We start from the raw sequence: 20,398 nt of genomic DNA on the forward strand, positions 1-20,398 counted from the left end.
CCTGGGGCCGGTCGGCCACTGTCGTTCGTAAGAGCGTGCCTTTGTTACCTACGGTGCTGCCGGGCCAAGGGTTCATGATCGGCCCGGTCCGGGTAAGTCGGCGTGGCGCGTTCGCGCCAGGAGGCTCCGGTACATGGACCGCGACGCGGGTTCTGTCCCAGTTCTTCGGCAGTGTCGAGGGCTGCCGGGCGGAGGCAATCCCTGGGGGCTCGTGTTACGTAGGGAGTATGCGCAGGATTGGCATTCCCCTGGAGCGGGTGCCCGACGAAGCGCTGCTGGCCGGCCTCATGACCGGCGATCCCGAGATCGCCGTGGCCTTCGTTCGGCGGTTCCAGCGCCGCGTTTTCGGCGTGGCCGTCGCTGTGGTCGGAGACGTCCAGCTCGCCGAGGATATCGCTCAGCAGACCTTTGAGCGCGCCTGCCGACACGCTCAGGTCTACGACCCGCGCCGGGGATCGGTGCCCACCTGGCTGGCGGCCATCGCACATAACCTTGCGATCGACGCCGTACGCGCCCGCAAGGCCACTCCGGTCGACCCCACAGACCTGGAGAACATGATGGAGACCGTCACCAGCACGCCGGAGCGGCAGGCGGTCTCCGCCGAAGCCGCAGCGGAACTGCGTCGAGCGGTGGCCGCGCTGCCGCGCGATCAGGCACGTGCTCTGGTGATGGCCGGCATCTACGGGATGACGGCTCAGCAGGTCGCCGATTTCGAGAAGATCCCGCTCGGTACCGCCAAGACCCGGATCAGGGCAGCCATGGGCAAGCTCCGCGTGTCCCTCGCAACCAGGCAGGCGGACCACGATGACTGAGACCCGCGGATTCACCTGTGAGCAGCTCCGGGAGATCGGTGCGGAGCTGGCGCTCGGCGTTCTGCCGGCCAAGGAGCGGGCCGGGGCGATGGACCACCTGGAGCACTGTCCCGCCTGCCGCGAATACGTCCACGAGCTGGTGGCCACGGCGGACGCACTGCTGGATCTTGTCCCGGGAAGCGAACCGCCGGTCGGCTTCGAGGACAGGGTGATCGACCGGCTGGGACTGCCCTCCGGGCGACGGCCGCGCCGGCGCGTACAGTGGCGGCGCTTCGCCCTCGCTGCGGCGGCAGTCGCGGCGGGCCTTGCCCTCGGTGGCGGTGGTTGGGTGCTCGGCGCATCCGTCGGCCGTCCGGCCCCGGTCGCGCCGATCGTCTCTCCGGTGCAGCCGCAGCTGCTCACCGCCGGACTCACCCACGGGGGCGAGTCGCGCGGGCAGATTTTCCTCTACACCGGAGCCTCGCCCTGGCTGTACATGACGGTGGACGCCGAAGGGCACTCCGGCACCGTCCGGTGCGAGCTGCAGCGAGCCGACGGCTCCACCGTCCAGGTCGGTTCCTTCGCTCTCAGCAAGGAGGGCTACGGTGCCTGGGGCGCGCCCTACCCCGCCGGCACGGCGCCGGTCACCAGCGTCCGCCTGCTCACCGCTGACGGCTCCGTGCTCGCCGACGCCACCTTCGGACAGTCCCACCGCTGAGCAGGGGCGTCGGCGAGACGCCTCAATGCGCGATGTGCGGACTGACCGGACGTCTAGGCGGTCGCGTACACGCGGCTCGCGAACTCGGCGATCTGTTCGTCGCTCAGGTTCTTCGCGAGATTGGCCTCCGTGATCATGCCGACCAGGCGGTGGCCGCTCTGGACATCGATCACCGGCAGCCGCTTTATCTGATGTTCCTCCATGGTCGTCAGGACCTCGGAGGCATCCGCTTCGGCATCGATCCAGTGGACCTTGGCACTGAGGGACCCGGCCTGCACGGTCGCTGGGTCGACACCCTCGGCGCAGCACGTGATGACGATGTCACGGTCGGTGATCAAGCCGGTGAGCCTGTTGTTGTCGCCGCAGATGGGCAGGCAACCGACGTTGAGATCGCGCATCATTTTCGCCACATCGAGCAGCGACTGGTGCGCACCGACGCACTGCACGCCACTGGACATGATGTCTCGCGCTCGCAGCTTGGCAGCCATGATTTCCTCCGTCCTCGACAGCGTTGCCCCTCCGTCATCGATCACAACACGAATGGCTCAGCGTCGCTCCCCGGATGCGTCGGCGAAGTAGTGGATCCCGAATCGGCCGCGACCGGGCACGGATCCGGGCGCTCGTGCAACCCGTCATGTGCCGTCGCCCGTGAGTGTCGGCCCGGCGACTGTGCGGCGCGATCGACGTCCGGACCGCTGACCGCTATGGCTCCACGTGGCCGAATCCCACCTCGAAGTGCTCGACCGAGACAACCCGTTGGCCTTCCCTGTGGGCGACTTCCTCGCGGAGCCGGGTGGCCCGGTCCTCGCTGGCCTGCATGGCCTGCTCGTCATCCCACAGAGTCAGGGACGTGGCCTTCCCGGAGGCTCGGTCGACGAGGTAGTACATGCCCCGGAAGCCGGAATCTTCCCGGATCTGCTCGAGAATCGCTTCCCAGTTCGCGGTCAGGTCTCCCTCCGCAGGAACCGGTGAGCCCTGATAGGTGCTCAGCCTCGCGAACATGGCTGCCACCCCTTTCCTGGCCGGCTGCCGGTCGGGGGGACAAGCAGCCCCAGGACCAGCGTGCTCCGGCAGGCCGCACGCCGCATGCCGAGCAACGCTGCCATGCGTCCACCGGCCCGCTGGGGGCGATTCGTACGGTGCGAGATGTGCGCCCGGCTGCGAACCGGTAGTGACGGCATGCTTGACGCCCCTCGAAAGGGGCGTGTCTCCCGGGCGGGGGACTGCCTCTCGTTACGCTCGTGCCCCTTTGCCTGCGGTCCCGGCCCATACGGGAGCCGCACGCGCCGAACGCCGATCCTGCCTCCAAGGAGTTCCGCAGCAAGCTTCTTGATGGTGCGTCAGGTGGTGGTGCGATCCGCATCGGCAGGCACGCCGGACAGGGGTGACGTCGACCTGGCTGCGCCGCGGAGAATGGCAGGACTCGGTCGGGACGGGTACGGAGACGACGGCGGGCGACCGGCATGTTCGGCATCGACGAGGACGGGGCTCCGGTCACCCTCGGTGCGCGCGTGCTGTCGATTCGGTCGTCCGGGAGGTCGGCTGTGACGTCGGCAGTGGTTCGGATTCGACGCCTGCCTGCCGATGGCCGGGCTTGACCTGCGTCTTCACCCAGCTGATGACCGGCTCCCGGGTCGCCTTCGAGGCGGGCCTGGGCTCGGTCCTCATCGCGGCCGCGGTCGGCGTCACCTTGGGGGTGCTGGCCGCGTTCGCCCAGGGCCGGCTGGACGACACGCTCTCCGCGTTCCTCGACATCCTGATCGCCTTCCCGACGCTGCTGCTGGCGATGCTCATCGTCGCCGCCCACTCGGCCACACTGGGGTCGGCCGTGCTGGCGATCGGCCTCGCGCAGAGCGCGGTCGTGGGACGGCTCGTGCGGATTCTGGTCAAGCGGGTCCTGGCGCAGGACTACATCACGGCCGCGCCCACGTCCGGCACGTCGTGGCCGCGGATCGTGGCCGGGCATGTGCTGCCCAACATCTGGCCGACGCTCGTGGTGAACCTGGCCCTCCAGTTCGGGCTCGCGGTGCTGGCCGAGGCCGGCTTGTCCTACCTGGGTCTGGGGGCACCGCCGCCCAACGCCTCGTGGGGCCGCATGCTCCAGGAGGCGCAGGCCACCTTCACCACGGCCCCGGCCGGCGCGCTCGCCCCCGGCATCCTGCTCGTCCTGCTCGTCATCGGCGTGAACCTCATCGCCGACGGACTGCGCGACACCCTCGACCCGGCGGCCCGACGGAGGCGCGCATGAACATCCTCGACGTGCGCGACCTCGGGATCCGTACGGCAGACGGGCGCACGCTCGTCGACGGCCTCTCGCTGACCATCGCTCCCGGCGAACGACTCGGCCTGCTCGGGCTCGCCCGGGCAACCTCCGGCACCGTTCGGTTCGACGGAAGCAGGAGCAGGGCCTGACTCTCGTCATGGTCTCCCACAACCTGTCGGTAGTGGCCTCGCTGTGCGAACGCACCACCGTCCTGGAGAGCGGCCACATTGTTGAACAGGGCGAAACCGGACAGGTGATGGGTGCTCCCGCTCACCCGTACACACGTCGCCTGGTCGACAGCGTGCCGCGCCTGCCCGCGTGACCGGTGGGCTCGATCACGAGGTTCCGGTATCGCCTCCGCTGACCGGTCGTGACCGGCGGTCCGTCCGGCGTGATCTCCGTCGGCACCGCAACCGCCCCGAGTGCTGCTGATGGTGCCGTATGCCTCAGCGCCGCACGGTTCTCAGCTCACCCCGGCCCACGCGTAGCGGTGTTCCGGTCGGCCGGTGTCGCCGTACTTGAGACTGAGTCTGATGCGACCCGCACTCTCCAGATACTTGAGGTATCGCTGGGCCGTGGAGCGGCTCAATCCGGCGCGGACAGCGACCTCGTGTGCCGACAGCGGTTCTTCGGCTGCCGACAGGACGTGGCGGATGACGTCGGCGGTGGGCGCGGAGTGCCCCTTGGGCAGGCCGGCTGCGGCAACGGCCTGTGGAGTACGAAGCGCCCCGAAGATCTGGTCGACCTGCTCCTGCCCGGCCTCGCCCCGGCCGCTGCCCACGCCTTCGAGAGTGCGGCGCAGGGCGGCGTAGCTCTCCAGCTTGGACTTCAGACCGCCGAAGCTGAAGGGCTTGACCAGGTACTGCAGGGCGCCGTAGCGCATGGCAGTCTGCACAGTCGTGACATCCCGAGCGGCCGTCACCATGATCACGTCTGCCGTGTGGCCGCGTTGGCGAAGTCGCCGTACGAGCGTCAGTCCCGTCTCGTCCGGAAGATAGTGATCGAGCAGTATGAGGTCTACATGTTCGCGCTCCAGCACGGACAGTGCCTGCGCGGCGGTGTGCGCGCGAGAGACGATGCGGAAGCCGGGCACCTTGGCCACGTACGCCGCGTTGATCTCGGCCACACGGAAGTCGTCGTCCACCACCAGGACGTCGATCATTGAAACTCTCCCACTTCGGTCAGCTGTCGGACGGCGAGTGTCTCGGGCAGGACGACGGTGAAGACCGCGCCACCGCCGGCCCTGGCACTGACGCGGGCCACACCGCCGTAACGCTCCGCGAGACGGCGTACCAGTGCCAGGCCGAGCCCCCGGCCCCGATGCGCGGGGGACTCCTTGGTGGACCAGCCCTCGGTGAAAATCTGTTCGCGCAGATCGGGTGCTACGCCAGGGCCGTTGTCGCTGACCCGCAGGACCGCTGTGGTGCCCTCCGCGAAGAGCTCGACTTCGATGACGGAAGCGACGTCCAGTGCGTTGTCGATCAGGTTGCCCAGGACGGTCACCAGATCGCGCGGGTCCACCACCACGTCGGGGAGCAGCGTGCCCGGGGAGATGCGCAACGATGCGCCCCGCTCTGCCGCGATGGCCGACTTGCCCACCAGCAGCGCGGACAGCAGGGGGTCATTGACGCGCTCCGCGACCTGCTCCGCCGACGCCCGCTGACCATCGGCCACCTCCGCGACGAACTCCATCGCCGCGTCGTGCCTCCCGAGTTCCAGCAGCCCGAGCAGGGTGTGGAGCCGGTTGGCATGCTCGTGGTCCTGGGCGCGGAGCGCGTCGAGAAGGCCGTGCGTGGAGTCCAGCTCGCGGCCGAGCAGCTCCAATTCGGTGCGATCGCGCAGCGTGACCACAGCGCCGCCGTCACCGGTCGGCATGCGGTTGGCGACGAGCACCCGTCCCCTGCACACGGTGAGCAGGTCCGCGCCGTCGACCTGCCCCGTCAGCACCTCTGCCGCACGGCCCGTCGGCAGCACCTCGCTCAGAGCACGTCCGACGGCGTCCGGCGTCAGCTCCAGCAGACGCTGCGCCTCGTCGTTCAGCAGCCGGATCCGCCCCCGGGCATCGAGGGCGAGAACTGCTTCGCGAATGCTGTGCAGCATGGCCTCGCGCTCGTCCAGCAGCGACGAGATGTCGGCGAAGGCCAGTCCGTGCGTGCTGCGCTGCAGGCGTCGCGAGACGGCCAGGGCAGCCAGCACACCTGCGGCGAGCGCAGCCCCCGCGTAGAGCAGAAGTCCGGGAATGGTTCCGAGCAGCCGCTCGCGGACGCTGTCGTAGGCAATGCCCACCGAGACGGCACCGACGATGGTCCCGCGCCTGTCGCGGAGGGGGACCTTCGCGCGCGCCGAGCGGCCCAGGGTTCCGTTGTCGATCTGCATGATTTCCCGGCCGGCCAGGGCCGTGCTGGGATCGGTGGAGACGTGCTTGCCGATCTGCCGGGTGTCGGTGTGCGACCAGCGGACCCCGCGGGTGTCCATGACCACGATGTAGAGCGCACCGGTGGCCCGCCGGATCCGCTCTGCCTCGGCCTGTACCGGCCCGCTGGGGCTGGGCTCGGTGCTCGTCAGGTGTAGCACCAGCCCGGGTTCGGCGGCCGTGGTCTGGGCGATGGACAGGGCCTGACGCATCGCCTGGTCGTCCAGCTGGTGGCTGAGCGGGGCAAGGAAGAGACCGGTGACGAGCATGACCACCCCGGTCGTGATGGCCACCTGAGTGAGCAGGACCTGCGCGAAGACACGGCGGGGCCAGTGTATCCGCATGCGTTCGCCCTCTGCCCTTCCGCCAGCCTGGAACCCAAAGCTCCGTTTTGCCTTGTGTGAACGCAACGTAAACGCCGCTGTCGCCTCTGACTAGCCCTCGTAGCGCTTTCGTTCTGCGAGCGTGAGCAGAACGAGCAGAACCGCGGGTTATGGGCAGAAGCCGGAGTTGTGAGCGCAAGGGTGCCGCCGTGCCCGGGACGCACCTAGCGTCCCGCCTCATGAACAGCGAAACGAGCCCCGCCATCGAGCTGCGGGGGGCGAGCAAAGCGTTCCGGACTCCGTCGGGGGCGCTCCACACCGCCGTACGAGATCTGGACCTCACGATCGGGCGCGGTGAGTTTGTTGCCGTGGTGGGACCTACCGGCTGCGGCAAGTCGACCACGCTGACCCTGGTCAGCGGCCTGGAGGAGCCCACCGAGGGCGAGGTGCTGGTGGCCGGTGAGCCGGTGCGCGGCATCGGCGACAAAGTCGGCTTCGTCTTCCAGCAGGATGCGGTCTTCCCCTGGCGCACCGTGCTCTCCAACGTGATGGCAGGTCCCCGCTTCCGGGGCGTGCCGAAGCCCGAGGCGAAGGAACGCGCCCGGGAATGGCTCGCCCGGGTCGGCCTGTCCTCCTTCGAGGACCGCTATCCCCACCAGCTGTCCGGCGGTCAGCGCAAGCGTGTCGCGCTCGCGGCCACCTTCGTCAACGATCCCGAGATCCTGCTCATGGACGAGCCCTTCTCCGCACTTGATGTGCAGACCCGGGCCCTGATGTCGGACGAACTGCTGGAGTTGTGGGCCGGGACCGGCGCCTCCGTCGTCTTCGTCACCCATGACCTGGAGGAGTCCATAGCGCTGGCCGACAAAGTCGTGGTCATGACTGCGGGACCGGCCACCGTCAAGGAGGTCTTCGAGATCGACCTGCCCCGCCCGCGCAAGGTCGAACAGGTGCGTCTGGAGCCCCGGTTCCTCGAGATCTACCGGGAGATCTGGTCCTCGCTCGGCGAAGAGGTCCGCATCACCCGCGAGAGGGGTGCTCTCCATGTCGCCTGAATCCATCACCGCGAGCGCCGCCGTGACCAAGACCGAGCGGACCCAGGCCAGAGCGCGGGCCAGCCGCAACCGCAGGTTCCTGGTGCTCGGCAGCCGGATGGCACTGCTCTTCGCGATCATCGGGTTGTGGGAGTGGCTGGCCCGGACCGCGGTCATCGACCCGTTCAACTTCTCCATGCCGTCGAAGATCTGGGACCAGATCCGCACCTGGGTCGTCGACGGCACCGCCCAGGGCTCCCTGTGGGAGCAGATCTGGTACACGCTCTACGAAGCGCTGCTCGGCTGGATCATCGGTGTGATCGCCGGTGTGCTGCTCGGTATCGCGCTGGGCCGGATCCGCTTCGCCGCCGATGTCCTGGGCCCGTACATCAAGGTGCTCAACGCCCTGCCGCGCATCGTGCTCGCCCCGATCTTTCTGATCTGGTTCGGTCTCGGCCCCGCCTCGAAGGTGGCCTCCGCGGTCGTCCTCGTGTTCTTCCCCGTCTTCTTCAACGCCTTCCAGGGCGCCAGGGAGGTGGACCGCAACCTCGTGGCAAATTCCCGCATCCTGGGGGCCAGCAACCGCCAGGTCACCTTCCAGGTGGTCATCCCCTCGGCCACGTCATGGATCTTCACCAGCCTGCACGTGAGCTTCGGCTTCGCGCTCATCGGCGCCATCGTCGGCGAGTACATCGGCGCCACCAAGGGTCTCGGGCTGCTGGTCGCCGCTTCCCAGGGCACCTTCAACGCCGCCGGCGTCTATGCCGCCATGGTCATCCTCGCGGTCGTCGCGCTGCTGGCCGAGGGGCTGTTGACCTTCCTCGAGAAGCGGCTCTTCCGCTGGAAGCCTGCTGACGCCGACTCCGCACGCTGACGCCGCACGCCATCCGAACATCCCATTGCTTCTTCACAAGGACGTGAACCAGTTGCGTACATTCACCCGGATCTCGGCCGTCGCCGTCGCCGGCGCACTCGCCCTGACCACGCTGACCGCATGTGGCGACAACTCCACCTCCGCCTCCGGCGACAAGAACGTCAAGGTCAAGATCATGGTCGGCGGCCTCGACAAGGTCATCTACCTGCCCGCGATGCTCACCGAGCGCCTGGGCTACTTCAAGGACGAAGGGGTCTCGGTCCAGCTTCTGACCGAGCCCGCGGGCGTCCAGGCCGAGACGGCCCTGGTCTCCGGTGATGTGCAGGGCACCGTCGGCTTCTACGACCACACCCTCGACCTTCAGGTGAAGGGCAAGCAGGTCGAGTCGGTCGTCCAGTTCTCACAGGCTCCCGGCGAAGTCGAGATCGTCTCCAACCAGGCAGCGGGCGACATCAAGTCGGCGAAGGACTTCAAGGGCAAGCAGCTCGGAGTGACGGGCATCGGCTCCTCGACCGACTTCCTGACGAAGTACCTCGCCGTCAACAGCGGCGTCCAGACCAGTCAGTTCACACCCGTCGCGGTGGGAGCGGGGCAGACCTTCATCTCCGCCCTCCAGCAAGGCTCCATCCAGGGCGGTATGACCACCGACCCGACCGTCGCCACCATCCTGGACAAGAAGCTCGGCAAGATTCTCATTGACATGCGCACCCCGGAAGGCTCCAAGCAGGCGCTCGGCGGGCTCTACCCCTCCTCCAGCCTCTACATGCAGACCGAGTGGGTGAACAGCCACAAGGAAACCGTCCAGAAGCTGGCCAACGCCTTCGTCAAGACGCTGAAGTGGATGTCTACGCACAGCGCCGACGAAATCGCGGCCAAGATGCCCGCCGACTACGCGCAGGGCGGCGGCACGGCTCTCTACGCGCAGGCCATCAAGAGCACGCTGCCCATGTTCACCACGGACGGCGTCATGCCCGCGGACGGCCCCGCCACCGTCGAGCGCGTGCTGAAGGCCTTCAACCCGAACCTGAAGAATGCCAAGGTCGACCTCGACAAGACCTACACCACCGAGTTCGTCAAGAACGCGGGCTGACCGCACGCGTCGATCGCGCCTGCGCACCGGCGGGCCGGCTCGCCGGTAACGGCCTCCCCCGCGGTAGGGAGTGGATCAGCGAGCGGCGTCGCAGGGCGTCGGGAGCCCACTCCCTATCGTGGGGGAGGCCGTAAGTCCCGGTGCGCAGGCGCCTCCGGCTCACGCGACGGCCTGAATGACGCACCCACTGGTCGGCGGAGCTCCCGAACTCGAACGACTCGCCTCGGCGGACACGTCGTTCCCCCGGGGGCTCCGCTTTCCTGCGAACGGCGGAACCCGCGGCACGCGGCCGGTGCGACACCGACGGGCGCCCGGGCAGAGGCGGCATGTGTGATCCAGCACCGAGAGGCAGGCCCTCTCCGCGAGGCGCCTTTGCCGCCTTCTGGCTAAGGTCGACGGGGGCCGAGTAGCGGATCGACGGAGGCTCCCATGATCATGAAAGTTGAAACACGCGATGTGGCCCCGCGCCTTGCCACTGGCGCGTTCTTCCTGAACTCGGGGTTGAGCAAACTGAAAGCGGACGAGGGGACGGCCGCGGGCGTGCACGGCATGGCCTGCGTGGCGTATCCATTCCTGAAGAAGTTGGACGCACAGCGCTTTACCCGGCTGCTCGCCTGGTCGGAGATCGCGGTCGGCGGAACACTGCTTGCTCCCTTCGTTCCGACCCCGCTGGCCGGGCTTGCCCTGACCGGGTTCTCCGGCGGGCTGGTCGGCCTGTACCTCCGGGTCCCCGGAATGCGGGAGCCCGGCAGTCTGCGACCTACGCAGAACGGCATCCCGCTGGCCAAGGACTCCTGGATGCTGGGGATGGGGATCGGCTTCCTGGGCGCGGCTTCACGCCGGGGAGGCGGGTGCACGACCCGGCGCCGGCGGTGCCGGTGCGGACGGCACTGACGGGACGGCCGACGCCGGACCGGCGGTGCTCATCGACGCGTGTCGATGGCAGGGCCCGGGTGCGGGAGCGGCGATGGTGGTCGCATGAAAAGCGCGGACCTTTTGGCGGATGCGTTCACACGAGTCCAGGAATCGGTGCACTCGGCGGTCGAGGGTCTTTCCGTCGACGACCTGCACGTGCGGCTCGACGAGGGCGCCAACTCGATCGCATGGCTGGTGTGGCACCTCACCCGGATTCAGGACGACCATGTCTCGGACGCGTTCGGTGTGGAGCAGGTCTGGTTCTCCCAGGACTGGGCCTCCCGATTCGACCTGCCTTTCGAGAAGGGAGCCACCGGGTACGGGCACAGCAGTAAACAGGTCGCGTCCGTGCAGGTGGGTTCGCCCGAACTGCTGCTCGGCTACCACGACGCGGTCCACGAGCGGAGCGTCGAATTCATCCGGGGGCTCGACGCCAGGTCCCTGGACCGCATCGTGGATGAGGCCTGGTCGCCGCCGGTCACCCTCGGCGTCCGGCTGATCAGCGTCATCGCGGACGACCTGCAGCATGTCGGCCAGGCCGCATTCGTCCGGGGCTCGCTCGAGCGTCGTTGAAGTGCTCTCCCTCGCGAGCGAGGGAGATTCCTGTCTACCTTGCGGTGGCGGGCTTGACGCGACGGGCGCGCCTGACGACTGCCCTTCCGGCAGCCGGGACGAGCGCGAGGCCCGTCCGGTACAGGTGAAGGACGTTCATCGATGCGTTGTGGTCGGCGTTGCCGGACCAGCCGCAGTCGGGGTTCTTGCACACGAACACGGCCTGGTTCTCCCGGCTGCCGGGTGTGGTGCAGCCGCAGGCGGAGCAGCGCTGGGAGGTGCCGGGGGCGGGGACCTTGTGCAGGGTGCCGCCGTGTCGGGCGGTCTTGTACGTCAGCATCGTGACGGTTCGGCCCCATGCCTGCCGGCTGATGGCACGGTTAAGGCCGGATTTCTGTGCGACGTTCCTGCCTGGCTGTTCTAGGGTGCCTTTGGCGGACGTGACCATGTTCGTGATGGTGAGTGCTTCGACCACGACCACGCTGTACTTCGTGGCGATGGCGGTGGTGGTCTTGTGCTGCCAGTCGACGGCGCGGCGCTTGGCTTTCGCGCGCAGGTCGGCGATCTGGCGTAGGTGCGGTGCAGGCGGCGAGAGGTCCTCCCGCCGGGCTTGCGGTGCTTCTTGCGCCGGGCGGCCCGCTGCTCCAGACGCAGAAGCCTGGCCTGCTCGGATTTGGTCAGCCACTCGCCGTGGCCGTACGTGGTGCCGTCCGAAAGGGCGAGGGGCACGGTGATGCCGACGTCGATGCCGACCTCCGGCCCCCGGTGCGGTTCCGGCTCGGGGGCCAGGGTCTGGACGCGGAAGGCGATGTGCCAGCCGAGGGCATCCTTGACCAGCCGCGCTCCGGTGATGCGGTTGTCACCATCGGCCTGTCTGCCGACGGGCAGGTTCTTCGTCCAGCGGAACCGGACCCGGCCGAGCTTGGGAATGTTGATCATCCCCCACCGGCGGTGGACGCGGGCGATGTTCAGGTCCCGGCCCTGCGGAATGTCCACCGACATCACCGACCGCGAGCGGGCCTTGAAGTCCGGCGCGGCCGCACGCCCTTCCCAGCAGTTCTTCCCGGCCGGGAGGTACGTCTTCAGAACTGCCTGCGCAGCCTGCGCCGGGAGGACGGCGAGGAAGTCGATGTCCTTGCGGGCCTGGCGTATCGCCGCGTCCGCGTTTGCCGGGGTCCGCTTGTCCTTCGGCATCATCTGCCACCACGCGTGCAGCAGATTCCACATCGTGCGTGCCGCATGAGCCTGCTCATCGGCCCTGGCCGAGAGCACCGGGTCCAGCGCCAGCCGGGCACGGTGCCCGAACTGCCGCTTCTCGTACCCGATTTCGACGCTCACGTCGTCACCGTACCATTTGGTTCATGTCACCACGCTGGAACCCGAATCCCCATGTGCGCACCGGTCGCCATGTCACATACCACCTTCACGCTCATTTGGTTTTCGTCACCAAGTACCGGCGTCAGGCATTCACCGCCGAGATGCTGACACGCTGCGAAGAGATCATGCGGGAGGTATGCACCGACTTCGAGGCCGAACTGAAGCAGTTCAACGGCGAGGAAGACCACGTACACCTGCTGGTGCACTATCCGCCGAAGGTCGCCCTGTCGAAGCTGGTCAACAGTCTCAAGGGCGTCTCCTCCCGGTATCTGCGACAGGAATACGACGCGCACGTCCGCCGCTACCTGTGGGGCGGGCACTTCTGGTCCGGCTCCTACTTCGCCGGGCCCTGCGACGGCGCACCGCTCACCGCCGTCCGCCAGTACATCGAAAACCAGCAACGACGCGCATGACACCCACCGTTCCAAAGGCGCAACGAGCTCCGGCGCTCCGCGCCTCCGGGACAAGGACGCCCTTCACCCCCGCCCTGAAGGACTCTGCTGAGAAAGGCGTAAGCCGGGCTGTCAGGCTGCGAGCATGAGGGCTTCGAGGCGGGAGGTGCGGGTTCCGCCGAATGGGGTGCCGGTCAGCCATCGGTCGATGCGGATGATGTTGAGTGCGGTGGCGGCGAAGACATGGCCCAGGCGGGTTGTGGGCAGGTCGCGGTAGCGGGCGCGGCGAAGTCCGGTGACAGGTATGGCCTGGGAGATCGTGCCTTCGACGCCGGCCCGGATCGCGTAGCGGTCCTTCCACTCGTCGGTCTCCTGGGCCTGGCGGGCGGCTTCGAGGGCCTCGTGGCGCTCGCGCGGGAGGAAGGTGATGCCTCTGCCGCGGCGCCCGGACGGAGGCTTGGTGCACTGGGCTTGTTCCGGGCAGGGCCGGCAGTGCTCGGCGGAGAAGAACACCTTGAGCACCGGAGTGCCGTTGCGGTGGTGCTTCTGCTCCCACCACTCGAAACTGCGATGCCCGCCCGGGCAGACGGCACTCTCGGCCTCCCAGTCGATGGTGAAGTCGGAGCGGGAGAAACCCTGGTCCTGCCGGGACTGGGGACTACTGTCGTGCGGGGCTGGACCGAGCAGTTCTATGCCCCGCTCGCTCGCGGCCACGAACAGGGCGGCAGTGGTGTAACCGGCGTCCACGACGTGGACGTCTGGCAGCAACTCCCGTTCCGCGAGCGTCTGGTGGACCGGCTGGGTCACCTCGGTGTCGGCCACTACCGCGTCGGTGGTGGCCACCTGAGTGATCACATGCGGCGCATCCGGCTCGCAGGTCTCGGTCAGGTGTGTCTTGTAGCCGGTCCAGCCGGAGCCGCGCTTGATCCCGTAGCGGGCGTCGGTGTCATAGGGCGAGCACAACCGGTGATGAACCGGCGGGAGGTCCTTGCCCTCCCGCCAGAGCACCCCCCTCTCGTCGCGGTGATACTGCTGGATCCAGGACTGCCGCAGCACCTGCACCGCGTCGATCTCGCGCAGCCAGCCCGGAGCCGCGGGAGCGTAGACGGCTTCCAGTAGGAAGAACCCGTCCCGGCCGACCTGCTGGGACCACTGCTCGCGGACGTCTTCGCCCTTGGGAAAGCGGTAGTCGTACACGCGCGGCCCGTAGCGCTCTGCCCACTCGGCTGAGACCAGCCCGGACAGCTATGTCGGGGCCGCGACGGCAAGGGCTTCCAGCGCGGCCCGCAGCGTCTCACCGACGAACTCCATCCGGTTCAACGTCCGCACCGCCGCCAGCACATGCGTGGAATCGGTCCGCTGCCGACCACCAGCCTTCAGCAGGTCCAGCCGGCGCAGGCGTTCCAGCACCAGCTCCAGCGTCGCCTGTTCCAGCCCGTGCTCGATGAGACGGGAACGGAACAAGCTCAGCACGGAGGCATCGAACCCGGAATCATCCAGCTCCAGGCCGAGCAGAAACTTCCAGTCCATCCGGGCCCGCACCTGGTCAGCGGCCTGCCGGTCGGTCAGCCCTTCCGCATACTGCAACACCGATACCAACGCCAACGCCCCCGGCAGCCGGACGCCCCCGGACGGCGAACGCCCCGGCGAACGCCTCATCCTCAAACAGCGGGCCCAACGCCTCCCGGATCCGCACCGCCAGCGTCCCCTTGGGAGGCTGCCCGCACCACCCGAGCCGTCAACTCCGGCACTTCCTGACCAATCCGCGGCTCCAACGACATCCCTGTCGGCCCTCCCACCCACGATCCCGGCAATCGTGAGGGACCAACGACCCCACCCCTGCTCGAATCACGCCCTTCTCAGCAGAGTCCTTCAGGGCGGAGCACTGGGCAAGACCAGAGGTAGAACCGGACACCTACGGGACGGCCGGCCAGGTGTCCTGGATCGTGCGCCCGACGACCGTCATGGTGACTGGTGCGGTGTGGACCCACGCTCAGCCGTCGGCCGCGATGCCGGCCGCCTGTGAAGCCGACCCTTCGCCGGCATCCATGCGGCTCGACTTCACCGCGACACTCCGCCAGTTGCTCGAAGTGCTGCTCACCGGGGTGCTGACCCGCGCATCGCAGTGAGTCGCGGGCAGGCCCGCGACGGGCATCAAGACCAGTCGTCTTTCACCGCGTATTCGAGGGAGGAGCGATGGCTGAGCACACGCGCACGCCCGAGGCCGCACCCCGCTCCGTGGACGCCACCGGTCAGGGGTCCGGTGCTGCGTCCCGACCGGCACCACCACCCTGATCGCGCGCATGTGGCCCGATCGCCTTTCGCTGCTCGGCGAGGTGCTCCGCACGAGCCGTGGAGGTCACGATCCAGCCGACCCGCAGACCTGCCCGGAACAGCCTGGACAGCGTTCCGCTCGTGATCAGCGGTCCGGGTCCTCCATCGGCGCTGAGGCACTCCAGGGCTCCGCGGCAGGCCGCCTCCTCCACCACGACGGAACCGCCCTGAGGCACGTCGCCCTTCTGTGGGCGACAATGGAAGACGCAGGCAGGGCACTCGCAGCCGCCGATTCTGGTCCGGAGCCACCCATGGATTACCCGGAAAGTTATGAGCTGGTATTTCAGGCGTCCGCCGTGGAGGACGACACCGTGATCGTTCGGCGCACCGTGAAAGAGGGGGCCGGCGGCTATCCCATCTACGAGGACGAGACGGGAATCGTCCGCGCGGAGATCAGCGAGCTCGGTGAGGTACGGATGCTGGCCAGCGGCGGACACCAGGTGTTCGGATCACCGCAGGTCCGCGCGGTCAACGAGCACACCGAGCCCTGAGGAGACCGCGCCGCCTCGACCGCCCGGTGGACCTCAAACCCCGGCGTGGACCTTCTGAAGTGCGGCGATGTCGAGCTTCTTGATCGTCATCATCGCTTCGGTGGTCCGGCTTGCCTTCATTGGATCAGGGTCGCCGATCCAGTCGATGAGTACGTTCGGCACGACCTGCCACGACACGCCGTACTTGTCCTTGAGCCACCCGCAAGGACCTTCCTCGCCGCCTTCGCAGAGCCTGCTTCAGTAGTAGTCCACTTCCTCCTGCTCATCGGTGTCCGGTTCAGAACAGGGGACGGGTTGCCGTCCGCCATTCGGCAGCGAACCGGTGCACCGTCGCGAACCGCTCTGCCGGATCCCTACGGGTGGCGCGCGCGAGCACCGCCAGCTGTGCCGGACTGCCCCGCCACGCCCGCTCCTCGTCCCCGGAGTCCAGAAGTAGCCGAGCCGCACGGCCCAGGGTGAACACCGTCGTCCGCGTGTCGACACGCGCTCCCCGCACGGACTCCTCGGGCGCCATGAACCGCCGCGACCCCGGCAGCCGGTCGTCGGCCAGCACACGGGGGCCGGGCCGGTACTCGTCGAGGTCGATCAGGCGCATCGTGTCCCGGGCGAAGTCGTACAGCAACGCACCGTCGTAGAAGTCGACCGCCACCTGACCGGCGTCCTCCACGGCGAGATGAGCGCTCAGGACCTGCTCGAACGCGTGGAGCACCCGGGTGACCGGCAGCGCCCGGAAGCGTGCGATGGCGCTGTCGGGACTGGAGCGGTTGCGCCTCGCGTACAGCACCTCGCCCTCATGCCACGGCATCACCACTGCGCACCTGTCACCCACAGTGATCCGGTGGAGCTGCGGGACGATCGCCGGGTGGCGTACCGCCCGGTGGAAGGCTCAGCCGCGGTCGAGCGACCGCCGGCCGGTTTCCGTGACCGCCGCGCGCATCGCCGAACTCGCGGCCGAGCACGCCGCGTACGAGAAGGACGCCCCGCCGTCCCCGGGCCTGGCGGAGCGGCTCGCGGTGCTCCTCTTCGACGTTCCGGACCCGCGGCTCCGGTGCCGTCCTCGGTGTCGTACCAGCGGATCGCGTCGTATTCGCCGGGCAGCAGGTCGACCTCGCCGGTTGCCGAGGCGACGGCGGTCCAGCGGTGCTGACGGCCTATCAGGCGGCCGTCGATCCTGGTGAGTTCTATGCGCGAGTCGTCCAGTTGCGTACGGTGCATCGTGCCGCCGCAACGCGCAGCCACGGCACGTGTCGGGGTCTGAATCGTGTCCGAACGGAAGCGAGGCCGATGGCCTGCCACTCACTCATGGAAGAGCGGCAGACCACCGACCGTTCACTTGGTGCGGCTGTTTACTTGGGCCGGCGCGTGTCGCCGGAGCCCAGGTTGCCGAGCTGCTCGCTCTGCTCCTGCAGCTTCCGCGCCTTCTCCTGGAGCCGCTGACGCTGCTCCGGGTCGGTCGCGCGCTCCGCGGCCTCGGTCAGATGCCGGGCCTTGTCGCGCATCTCCTGGGCGCGGCCACTGGTTTCGCCTGCAACGCTCATCGTCACTCCTAGGACGGTAGGGAAGAGCGGGCTCATTCAGAGAACCAGCGTCCGGCTGTCACCGCATTCCGAACCGTTACGCTGCGTTACCGGCCGCTCGTGGGGACGTGGACCGGATCGGCGCTGGCATGATCAGGGGTATGAACGAGCGCATCATCGCCGCGTGTGACGGGGCATCGAAGGGGAATCCGGGGCCTGCGGCCTGGGCATGGGTCGTGGCCGATGCGCAGGGGACTCCGCAGCGTTGGGAGGCGGGGCCGCTGGGCACCGCGACCAACAACGTCGCCGAGCTCACCGCACTCCAGTCGCTGCTGGAGTCCACGGATCCGGCCGTGGAGACCGAGGTCAGGATGGACTCGCAGTACGCGATGAACGCGGTGACGAAGTGGCTGCCGGGGTGGAAGCGCAACGGCTGGAAGACCTCGGCCGGCAAGCCCGTGGCCAACCAGGAGCTGGTGGTCCGCATCGACGATCTGCTGAGCGGCCGGACTGTCCGCTTCGTCTATGTGCCGGCCCATCAGGTGGACGGGGATCCGCTCAACGCCCTTGCCGACCAAGCGGCCAGCGAGGCCGCTGTGACGCAGCAGGCGGCTGGTACGGTGCACGGCTCCCCGCCGCCGACGCCCGCACCGGCCAGGGCGTCCGAGAGCCGAAGCGGCGGCGCGGCGGCGAAGAGGAAGACGGCGGGCGCGGCACGCCCCGCGCGCACCGGGGGCACCATCCGGGCCAAGTTCGCCGGGCGTTGCCACTGCGGAAAGCCGTACGCGGCGAAGGACATGATCGCGAAGAATCCGAACGGATGGGGCCACCCGGAATGCAGGTCCGCGCCCGCCTGAGCCGACAGCCTGCCGGGCCGGGACCGGGGGAGTGCTCTCCTGACAGAGGTTCTCCGTGCCATGATGCGGCTCCGACCGCAGCGCTTTCGGTGTTCCGCCGGCGCTGCGGGAACGGCTGGACGCTGGGGGGCGGATGGGATCCACGGGCACGGTGCTGCGCGAATTGCGCGGCGCGCAGAAGACCGCAAAAGGTGTGTCGCTCTACTCGCGGTATGTCAACCGCCCGGCCGGGCGTGTGCTTGCCGCGGGCGCCTACCGGATCGGGCTCACGCCCAATCAAGTCACCTTGGTCAGTGCGGCCTTCACTTTCGCCGCAGTTGCCTCGGTGGCGCTGGTCCGGCCCTCCTGGGGGCTCGCCTTCGCCGTGTACGCGGGGCTGGCCGTCGGCTTCGCCTTCGACTCGGCCGACGGGCAGCTCGCCCGGCTGACCGGACGCGGCGGGCCGGACGGAGAGTGGCTGGACCATGTCGTGGACTGCGCCAAGCTGATCCTCGTACACACCGCCGTACTGATCTCGTTCCACCGGTTTGCGCAGCTGCCCGGCGAGGGCTGGCTGCTGCTGCCACTGGGTTTCCTGTTCGTCGCGGTGCTCACCTTCTGCGCCGGTCTGCTGCGCGAGCAGCTCGGCAAGGCGGCCGCCCGCCCCGCACCAGCCGGCCGTGCCCCGGCCCCGGTGTCCCGGGTGCGGGCCGTGGCACTGCTCCCCGCCGACTACGGGGTGTTCTGCCTGGTGTTCCTGCTGTACGGCGACGAGACCGCGTTCCGTATCGGCTATGCCGCACTCGCCGTCGTGCACGCGCTGTTCCTCGTGGCGTTCCTCGTGAAGTGGTTCAGGGAGCTGAAAGTGCTCCGGGCTGAGGACTGACGAGGGTGTCCAGCGCCCGGCGCAGCTGGGTGCTGGACGTGTGCACGGTGTACGGGAAGTAGACCACCTCCACACCGACCTCGGCGAAGTCGCGCTCGAGCCGTTCCCCCTTTTCCGTGCCCCGCCAGTCGTCCCCCTTGAAAATGACGTCGAACCTGACCTGCTGCCACGTCTCGACCTTGTCGGGAACGGTCTCGACGAACGCTGCGTCCACATAGCGCACACTGCGGACGATCTCCAGCCGCTCCGGCAGCGGGATCACCGGCCTGTGGCTCTTGGCGAGCGCGGCCATCTCGTCCGAGACGACGCCCGCCACGAGGTAGTCGCACTGACTGCGGGCATGCCGCAGGATGTTCAGGTGCCCTACGTGGAACAGGTCGTAGACCCCCGGCGCGTAGCCGACCCTGTGCACCATCCGTTCTCTCCCCCCACGGTGAACATGATGTCCGTGTTCCGGTCGCAGGTGTCCGGACATGGCATCCGGTCCTGCGGGATATCGGTATCCGTGCTGATGGTGCAATGACCTTACTGTGAAGACCACTTGCGCATCACGTGAACGGATAAGCTCACTTTTGGGGTTGTTCCCTCGGGGGAACAGAGGCTGTACCGGGGGGAAGGTGATCGTCCGATGGCGCCACCGACGGTGAAGAAGTCGCCGCCGATCAGGACGTTCCGGCCGTCCGGGGTGACCTTGAGTGCCCGGCCGGGATCGTCGGCGGCCGGGTTCCACGCGGTCACGGCACCGGCCGCGGTGACGGCGCCGAAGAAGCGCCGGGCCTGGCCGTTGATCGTCTGGAAGTCGCCGCCCGCGTAGACCGTGCCGTTCGCGGCCACGTCGAGCGCCCGCACGGTGGCTCCGAAGCTCGGCGCGAACCCCGAACGAAGGGTGCAGGTCGCGGTGTTGATGGCCACCAGACCGTTGGCAGCCGTCCCGTTGACGGCGTTGAAATATCCACCGGCGTACAGCGTGGACTTGTCGGGGGAGAGCGCGAACGCCCGGACCGTGGCGGTGCCGCTGCTGCGGGTGAATGAGAGCGAACAGCCGGTGGGCGCCCTGGTGGCCGCGTTGAACGCGGCGAAGTTGACGGCGGGCGTCGTGCTGCTGCCCGCCGGGGCACCGGCCGGCCGTACGTTGGCGAAGGTGCCGCCCGCGGCGACCTGGAGTCCTCGCACGTCCTGCCCGCCCTGATCCGCCGCTTCCACGAGGCGGGACGGGATGGCGCGCCGGAGGTCACCCTCTGGGGCTCCGGCAGCCCCCGGCGTGAGTTCCTGCACGTCGACGACCTGGCGGCCGCGTGCCTCCTGCTCCTGGAGCGTTCCGACGGTGACGAACCCGTCAACGTCGGCTGCGTCGAGGATCTGACGATCCGCGAACTCGCCTCCACGATTCAGGATGTGACGAACTACCAAGGCCGTGTCTGGTGGAACACGACGAAGCCCGACGGCACCCCGCGCAAGCTTCTCGACGTCTCCCGCCTCTCCTCCCTCGGCTTCAAACCGCAGATTCCGCTGCGCGACGGCATCGCCCGGACCTACGCCTGGTGGCTGGACCACCAGGGCGCACAGGACTGACCGCGCCCCGGGCCGGGCCG

The 20,398-nt window shown here is 68.5% G+C and carries 22 protein-coding genes and 5 pseudogenes; 16 read left to right on the forward strand and 11 right to left on the reverse strand.

Features of this window, described 5'->3' with window-relative positions:
* Positions 1 to 227: 227 nt before the first annotated feature.
* Both ACWD6R_RS17300 and ACWD6R_RS17305 read left to right on the forward strand, forming a co-directional pair.
* Entirely contained in the window at positions 228 to 812 is a 585-nt protein-coding gene (locus ACWD6R_RS17300) for an RNA polymerase sigma factor (protein ID WP_451819455.1), read from the forward strand.
* Positions 805 to 1,509 carry a hypothetical protein gene (locus ACWD6R_RS17305; RefSeq protein WP_451819456.1) on the forward strand — a complete coding sequence of 235 codons (705 nt, stop codon included), beginning with the start codon at positions 805 to 807 and terminating at the stop codon, positions 1,507 to 1,509. Before ACWD6R_RS17300 ends, ACWD6R_RS17305 begins: the two co-directional genes overlap by 8 nt.
* Before the next feature lie 53 nt (positions 1,510 to 1,562).
* Here ACWD6R_RS17305 and ACWD6R_RS17310 read toward each other — a convergent pair whose 3' ends face one another.
* Both ACWD6R_RS17310 and ACWD6R_RS17315 read right to left on the reverse strand, forming a co-directional pair.
* Entirely contained in the window at positions 1,563 to 1,997 is a 435-nt protein-coding gene (locus ACWD6R_RS17310) for a CBS domain-containing protein (RefSeq protein ID WP_451819457.1), read from the reverse strand.
* A 214-nt stretch (positions 1,998 to 2,211) separates the two neighbouring features.
* Entirely contained in the window at positions 2,212 to 2,511 is a 300-nt protein-coding gene (locus ACWD6R_RS17315; RefSeq protein ID WP_451819458.1) for a hypothetical protein, read from the reverse strand.
* Between the two features lie 592 nt (positions 2,512 to 3,103).
* Here ACWD6R_RS17315 and ACWD6R_RS17320 point away from each other — a divergent pair.
* Genes ACWD6R_RS17320 through ACWD6R_RS17330 form a run of 3 tightly spaced genes read left to right on the forward strand, consistent with a single transcriptional unit; the run spans position 3,104 to position 4,094 of the window.
* Positions 3,104 to 3,757 carry an ABC transporter permease gene (locus tag ACWD6R_RS17320; protein WP_451819459.1) on the forward strand — a complete coding sequence of 218 codons (654 nt, stop codon included), beginning with the start codon at positions 3,104 to 3,106 and terminating at the stop codon, positions 3,755 to 3,757.
* Positions 3,754 to 3,921 carry a hypothetical protein gene (locus tag ACWD6R_RS17325; protein WP_451819460.1) on the forward strand — a complete coding sequence of 56 codons (168 nt, stop codon included), beginning with the start codon at positions 3,754 to 3,756 and terminating at the stop codon, positions 3,919 to 3,921. Before ACWD6R_RS17320 ends, ACWD6R_RS17325 begins: the two co-directional genes overlap by 4 nt.
* A gap of 8 nt (positions 3,922 to 3,929) precedes the next feature.
* Positions 3,930 to 4,094, forward strand: a complete 165-nt coding sequence (locus tag ACWD6R_RS17330; protein WP_451819461.1) for an ABC transporter ATP-binding protein — start codon at positions 3,930 to 3,932, stop codon at positions 4,092 to 4,094.
* Positions 4,095 to 4,235: 141 nt separating this feature from the next.
* On the opposite strand, the gene ACWD6R_RS17335 is transcribed toward ACWD6R_RS17330, so the two are convergent.
* Both ACWD6R_RS17335 and ACWD6R_RS17340 read right to left on the reverse strand, forming a co-directional pair.
* Positions 4,236 to 4,934, reverse strand: a complete 699-nt coding sequence (locus tag ACWD6R_RS17335; protein ID WP_451819462.1) for a response regulator — start codon at positions 4,932 to 4,934, stop codon at positions 4,236 to 4,238.
* The gene (locus ACWD6R_RS17340) at positions 4,931 to 6,529 is read right to left on the reverse strand and encodes an ATP-binding protein (RefSeq protein ID WP_451819463.1); all 1,599 of its coding nucleotides are present in this window, start codon (positions 6,527 to 6,529) and stop codon (positions 4,931 to 4,933) included. Before ACWD6R_RS17340 ends, ACWD6R_RS17335 begins: the two co-directional genes overlap by 4 nt.
* Before the next feature lie 218 nt (positions 6,530 to 6,747).
* Between ACWD6R_RS17340 and ACWD6R_RS17345 the strand changes: the two genes are divergently transcribed.
* The 5 genes from ACWD6R_RS17345 to ACWD6R_RS17365 all read left to right on the forward strand — a co-directional run bounded on the left by ACWD6R_RS17345 (position 6,748) and on the right by ACWD6R_RS17365 (position 10,994).
* Positions 6,748 to 7,563: an ABC transporter ATP-binding protein gene (locus tag ACWD6R_RS17345; RefSeq protein WP_037693453.1), complete on the forward strand. Its 816-nt coding sequence runs from the start codon at positions 6,748 to 6,750 to the stop codon at positions 7,561 to 7,563.
* Complete coding sequence (locus ACWD6R_RS17350; protein ID WP_451819464.1) at positions 7,553 to 8,416, forward strand: ABC transporter permease; 864 nt, start codon at positions 7,553 to 7,555, stop codon at positions 8,414 to 8,416. The genes ACWD6R_RS17345 and ACWD6R_RS17350 overlap by 11 nt, the downstream gene beginning before the upstream one ends.
* 52 nt (positions 8,417 to 8,468) lie before the next feature.
* Positions 8,469 to 9,506: an ABC transporter substrate-binding protein gene (locus ACWD6R_RS17355; RefSeq protein ID WP_451819465.1), complete on the forward strand. Its 1,038-nt coding sequence runs from the start codon at positions 8,469 to 8,471 to the stop codon at positions 9,504 to 9,506.
* 429 nt (positions 9,507 to 9,935) lie between these two features.
* Positions 9,936 to 10,400, forward strand: coding sequence for a hypothetical protein (locus tag ACWD6R_RS17360; RefSeq protein WP_451819466.1), 465 nt, complete (start codon positions 9,936 to 9,938; stop codon positions 10,398 to 10,400).
* Between the two features lie 84 nt (positions 10,401 to 10,484).
* Entirely contained in the window at positions 10,485 to 10,994 is a 510-nt protein-coding gene (locus ACWD6R_RS17365; protein WP_451819467.1) for a mycothiol transferase, read from the forward strand.
* 34 nt (positions 10,995 to 11,028) lie between these two features.
* Here the strand turns inward: ACWD6R_RS17365 and ACWD6R_RS17370 are convergent.
* Positions 11,029 to 12,200: pseudogene (locus ACWD6R_RS17370) on the reverse strand (RNA-guided endonuclease InsQ/TnpB family protein).
* A gap of 134 nt (positions 12,201 to 12,334) precedes the next feature.
* Between ACWD6R_RS17370 and tnpA the strand changes: the two are divergent.
* Complete coding sequence (gene tnpA / locus ACWD6R_RS17375; protein WP_451819468.1) at positions 12,335 to 12,763, forward strand: IS200/IS605 family transposase; 429 nt, start codon at positions 12,335 to 12,337, stop codon at positions 12,761 to 12,763.
* 111 nt (positions 12,764 to 12,874) lie between these two features.
* Here tnpA and ACWD6R_RS17380 read toward each other — a convergent pair.
* Positions 12,875 to 14,523, reverse strand: a pseudogene (locus tag ACWD6R_RS17380) (IS1182 family transposase).
* 165 nt (positions 14,524 to 14,688) lie between these two features.
* Between ACWD6R_RS17380 and ACWD6R_RS17385 the strand changes: the two are divergent.
* Both ACWD6R_RS17385 and ACWD6R_RS17390 read left to right on the forward strand, forming a co-directional pair.
* On the forward strand, positions 14,689 to 14,871 hold the full coding sequence (locus ACWD6R_RS17385) for a hypothetical protein (protein ID WP_451819469.1): 183 nt from the start codon (positions 14,689 to 14,691) through the stop codon (positions 14,869 to 14,871).
* A 456-nt stretch (positions 14,872 to 15,327) separates the two neighbouring features.
* On the forward strand, positions 15,328 to 15,567 hold the full coding sequence (locus ACWD6R_RS17390; protein WP_451819470.1) for a DUF6296 family protein: 240 nt from the start codon (positions 15,328 to 15,330) through the stop codon (positions 15,565 to 15,567).
* Positions 15,568 to 15,600: 33 nt separating this feature from the next.
* Here the strand turns inward: ACWD6R_RS17390 and ACWD6R_RS17395 are convergent.
* The 3 genes and pseudogenes from ACWD6R_RS17395 to ACWD6R_RS17405 all read right to left on the reverse strand — a co-directional run.
* Positions 15,601 to 15,831 (reverse strand): annotated as a pseudogene (locus tag ACWD6R_RS17395) (VOC family protein); the annotation flags it as partial.
* A 13-nt stretch (positions 15,832 to 15,844) separates the two neighbouring features.
* Positions 15,845 to 16,372, reverse strand: coding sequence for a hypothetical protein (locus ACWD6R_RS17400; protein WP_451819504.1), 528 nt, complete (start codon positions 16,370 to 16,372; stop codon positions 15,845 to 15,847).
* Positions 16,373 to 16,913: 541 nt separating this feature from the next.
* On the reverse strand, positions 16,914 to 17,105 hold the full coding sequence (locus ACWD6R_RS17405; RefSeq protein ID WP_358862302.1) for a DUF6381 family protein: 192 nt from the start codon (positions 17,103 to 17,105) through the stop codon (positions 16,914 to 16,916).
* A 140-nt stretch (positions 17,106 to 17,245) separates the two neighbouring features.
* Here ACWD6R_RS17405 and ACWD6R_RS17410 point away from each other — a divergent pair, with 140 nt between their 5' ends.
* Together ACWD6R_RS17410 and ACWD6R_RS17415 are read left to right on the forward strand one after the other, a co-directional pair.
* The gene (locus ACWD6R_RS17410) at positions 17,246 to 17,941 is read left to right on the forward strand and encodes a ribonuclease H family protein (RefSeq protein WP_451819471.1); all 696 of its coding nucleotides are present in this window, start codon (positions 17,246 to 17,248) and stop codon (positions 17,939 to 17,941) included.
* 133 nt (positions 17,942 to 18,074) lie between these two features.
* Entirely contained in the window at positions 18,075 to 18,806 is a 732-nt protein-coding gene (locus tag ACWD6R_RS17415) for a CDP-alcohol phosphatidyltransferase family protein (RefSeq protein ID WP_451819472.1), read from the forward strand.
* On the opposite strand, the gene ACWD6R_RS17420 is transcribed toward ACWD6R_RS17415, so the two are convergent.
* Together ACWD6R_RS17420 and ACWD6R_RS17425 are read right to left on the reverse strand one after the other, a co-directional pair.
* Positions 18,772 to 19,221, reverse strand: a complete 450-nt coding sequence (locus ACWD6R_RS17420) for an adenylyltransferase/cytidyltransferase family protein (protein WP_451819473.1) — start codon at positions 19,219 to 19,221, stop codon at positions 18,772 to 18,774. The genes ACWD6R_RS17415 and ACWD6R_RS17420 overlap by 35 nt on opposite strands.
* A 218-nt stretch (positions 19,222 to 19,439) precedes the next feature.
* Positions 19,440 to 19,964 (reverse strand): annotated as a pseudogene (locus tag ACWD6R_RS17425) (LamG domain-containing protein); the annotation flags it as partial.
* On the opposite strand from ACWD6R_RS17425, the pseudogene ACWD6R_RS17430 reads away from it, so the two are divergent.
* A pseudogene (locus ACWD6R_RS17430) lies at positions 19,962 to 20,378 on the forward strand (NAD-dependent epimerase/dehydratase family protein); the annotation flags it as partial. The pseudogenes ACWD6R_RS17425 and ACWD6R_RS17430 overlap by 3 nt on opposite strands.
* Between the last annotated feature and the right edge of the window lie 20 nt (positions 20,379 to 20,398).

It is taken from the genome of Streptomyces sp. NPDC005151 (assembly GCF_053599875.1).

Coding starts and splice junctions, on each gene's coding strand:
- ACWD6R_RS17345 (WP_037693453.1), top strand. CDS start 6,748: ATGAACAGCGAAACGAGCCCCGCCATCGAGCTGCGGGGGGCGAGCAAA.
- ACWD6R_RS17335 (WP_451819462.1), bottom strand. CDS start 4,934: ATGATCGACGTCCTGGTGGTGGACGACGACTTCCGTGTGGCCGAGATC.
- ACWD6R_RS17415 (WP_451819472.1), top strand. CDS start 18,075: ATGGGATCCACGGGCACGGTGCTGCGCGAATTGCGCGGCGCGCAGAAG.
- ACWD6R_RS17360 (WP_451819466.1), top strand. CDS start 9,936: ATGATCATGAAAGTTGAAACACGCGATGTGGCCCCGCGCCTTGCCACT.
- ACWD6R_RS17400 (WP_451819504.1), bottom strand. CDS start 16,372: ATGCCGTGGCATGAGGGCGAGGTGCTGTACGCGAGGCGCAACCGCTCC.
- ACWD6R_RS17420 (WP_451819473.1), bottom strand. CDS start 19,221: ATGGTGCACAGGGTCGGCTACGCGCCGGGGGTCTACGACCTGTTCCAC.
- ACWD6R_RS17325 (WP_451819460.1), top strand. CDS start 3,754: ATGAACATCCTCGACGTGCGCGACCTCGGGATCCGTACGGCAGACGGG.
- ACWD6R_RS17390 (WP_451819470.1), top strand. CDS start 15,328: ATGGATTACCCGGAAAGTTATGAGCTGGTATTTCAGGCGTCCGCCGTG.
- ACWD6R_RS17340 (WP_451819463.1), bottom strand. CDS start 6,529: ATGCGGATACACTGGCCCCGCCGTGTCTTCGCGCAGGTCCTGCTCACT.
- ACWD6R_RS17315 (WP_451819458.1), bottom strand. CDS start 2,511: ATGTTCGCGAGGCTGAGCACCTATCAGGGCTCACCGGTTCCTGCGGAG.
- ACWD6R_RS17305 (WP_451819456.1), top strand. CDS start 805: ATGACTGAGACCCGCGGATTCACCTGTGAGCAGCTCCGGGAGATCGGT.
- ACWD6R_RS17350 (WP_451819464.1), top strand. CDS start 7,553: ATGTCGCCTGAATCCATCACCGCGAGCGCCGCCGTGACCAAGACCGAG.
- ACWD6R_RS17300 (WP_451819455.1), top strand. CDS start 228: ATGCGCAGGATTGGCATTCCCCTGGAGCGGGTGCCCGACGAAGCGCTG.
- ACWD6R_RS17405 (WP_358862302.1), bottom strand. CDS start 17,105: ATGAGCGTTGCAGGCGAAACCAGTGGCCGCGCCCAGGAGATGCGCGAC.
- ACWD6R_RS17310 (WP_451819457.1), bottom strand. CDS start 1,997: ATGGCTGCCAAGCTGCGAGCGCGAGACATCATGTCCAGTGGCGTGCAG.
- ACWD6R_RS17330 (WP_451819461.1), top strand. CDS start 3,930: ATGGTCTCCCACAACCTGTCGGTAGTGGCCTCGCTGTGCGAACGCACC.
- ACWD6R_RS17365 (WP_451819467.1), top strand. CDS start 10,485: ATGAAAAGCGCGGACCTTTTGGCGGATGCGTTCACACGAGTCCAGGAA.
- ACWD6R_RS17410 (WP_451819471.1), top strand. CDS start 17,246: ATGAACGAGCGCATCATCGCCGCGTGTGACGGGGCATCGAAGGGGAAT.
- tnpA (WP_451819468.1), top strand. CDS start 12,335: ATGTCACCACGCTGGAACCCGAATCCCCATGTGCGCACCGGTCGCCAT.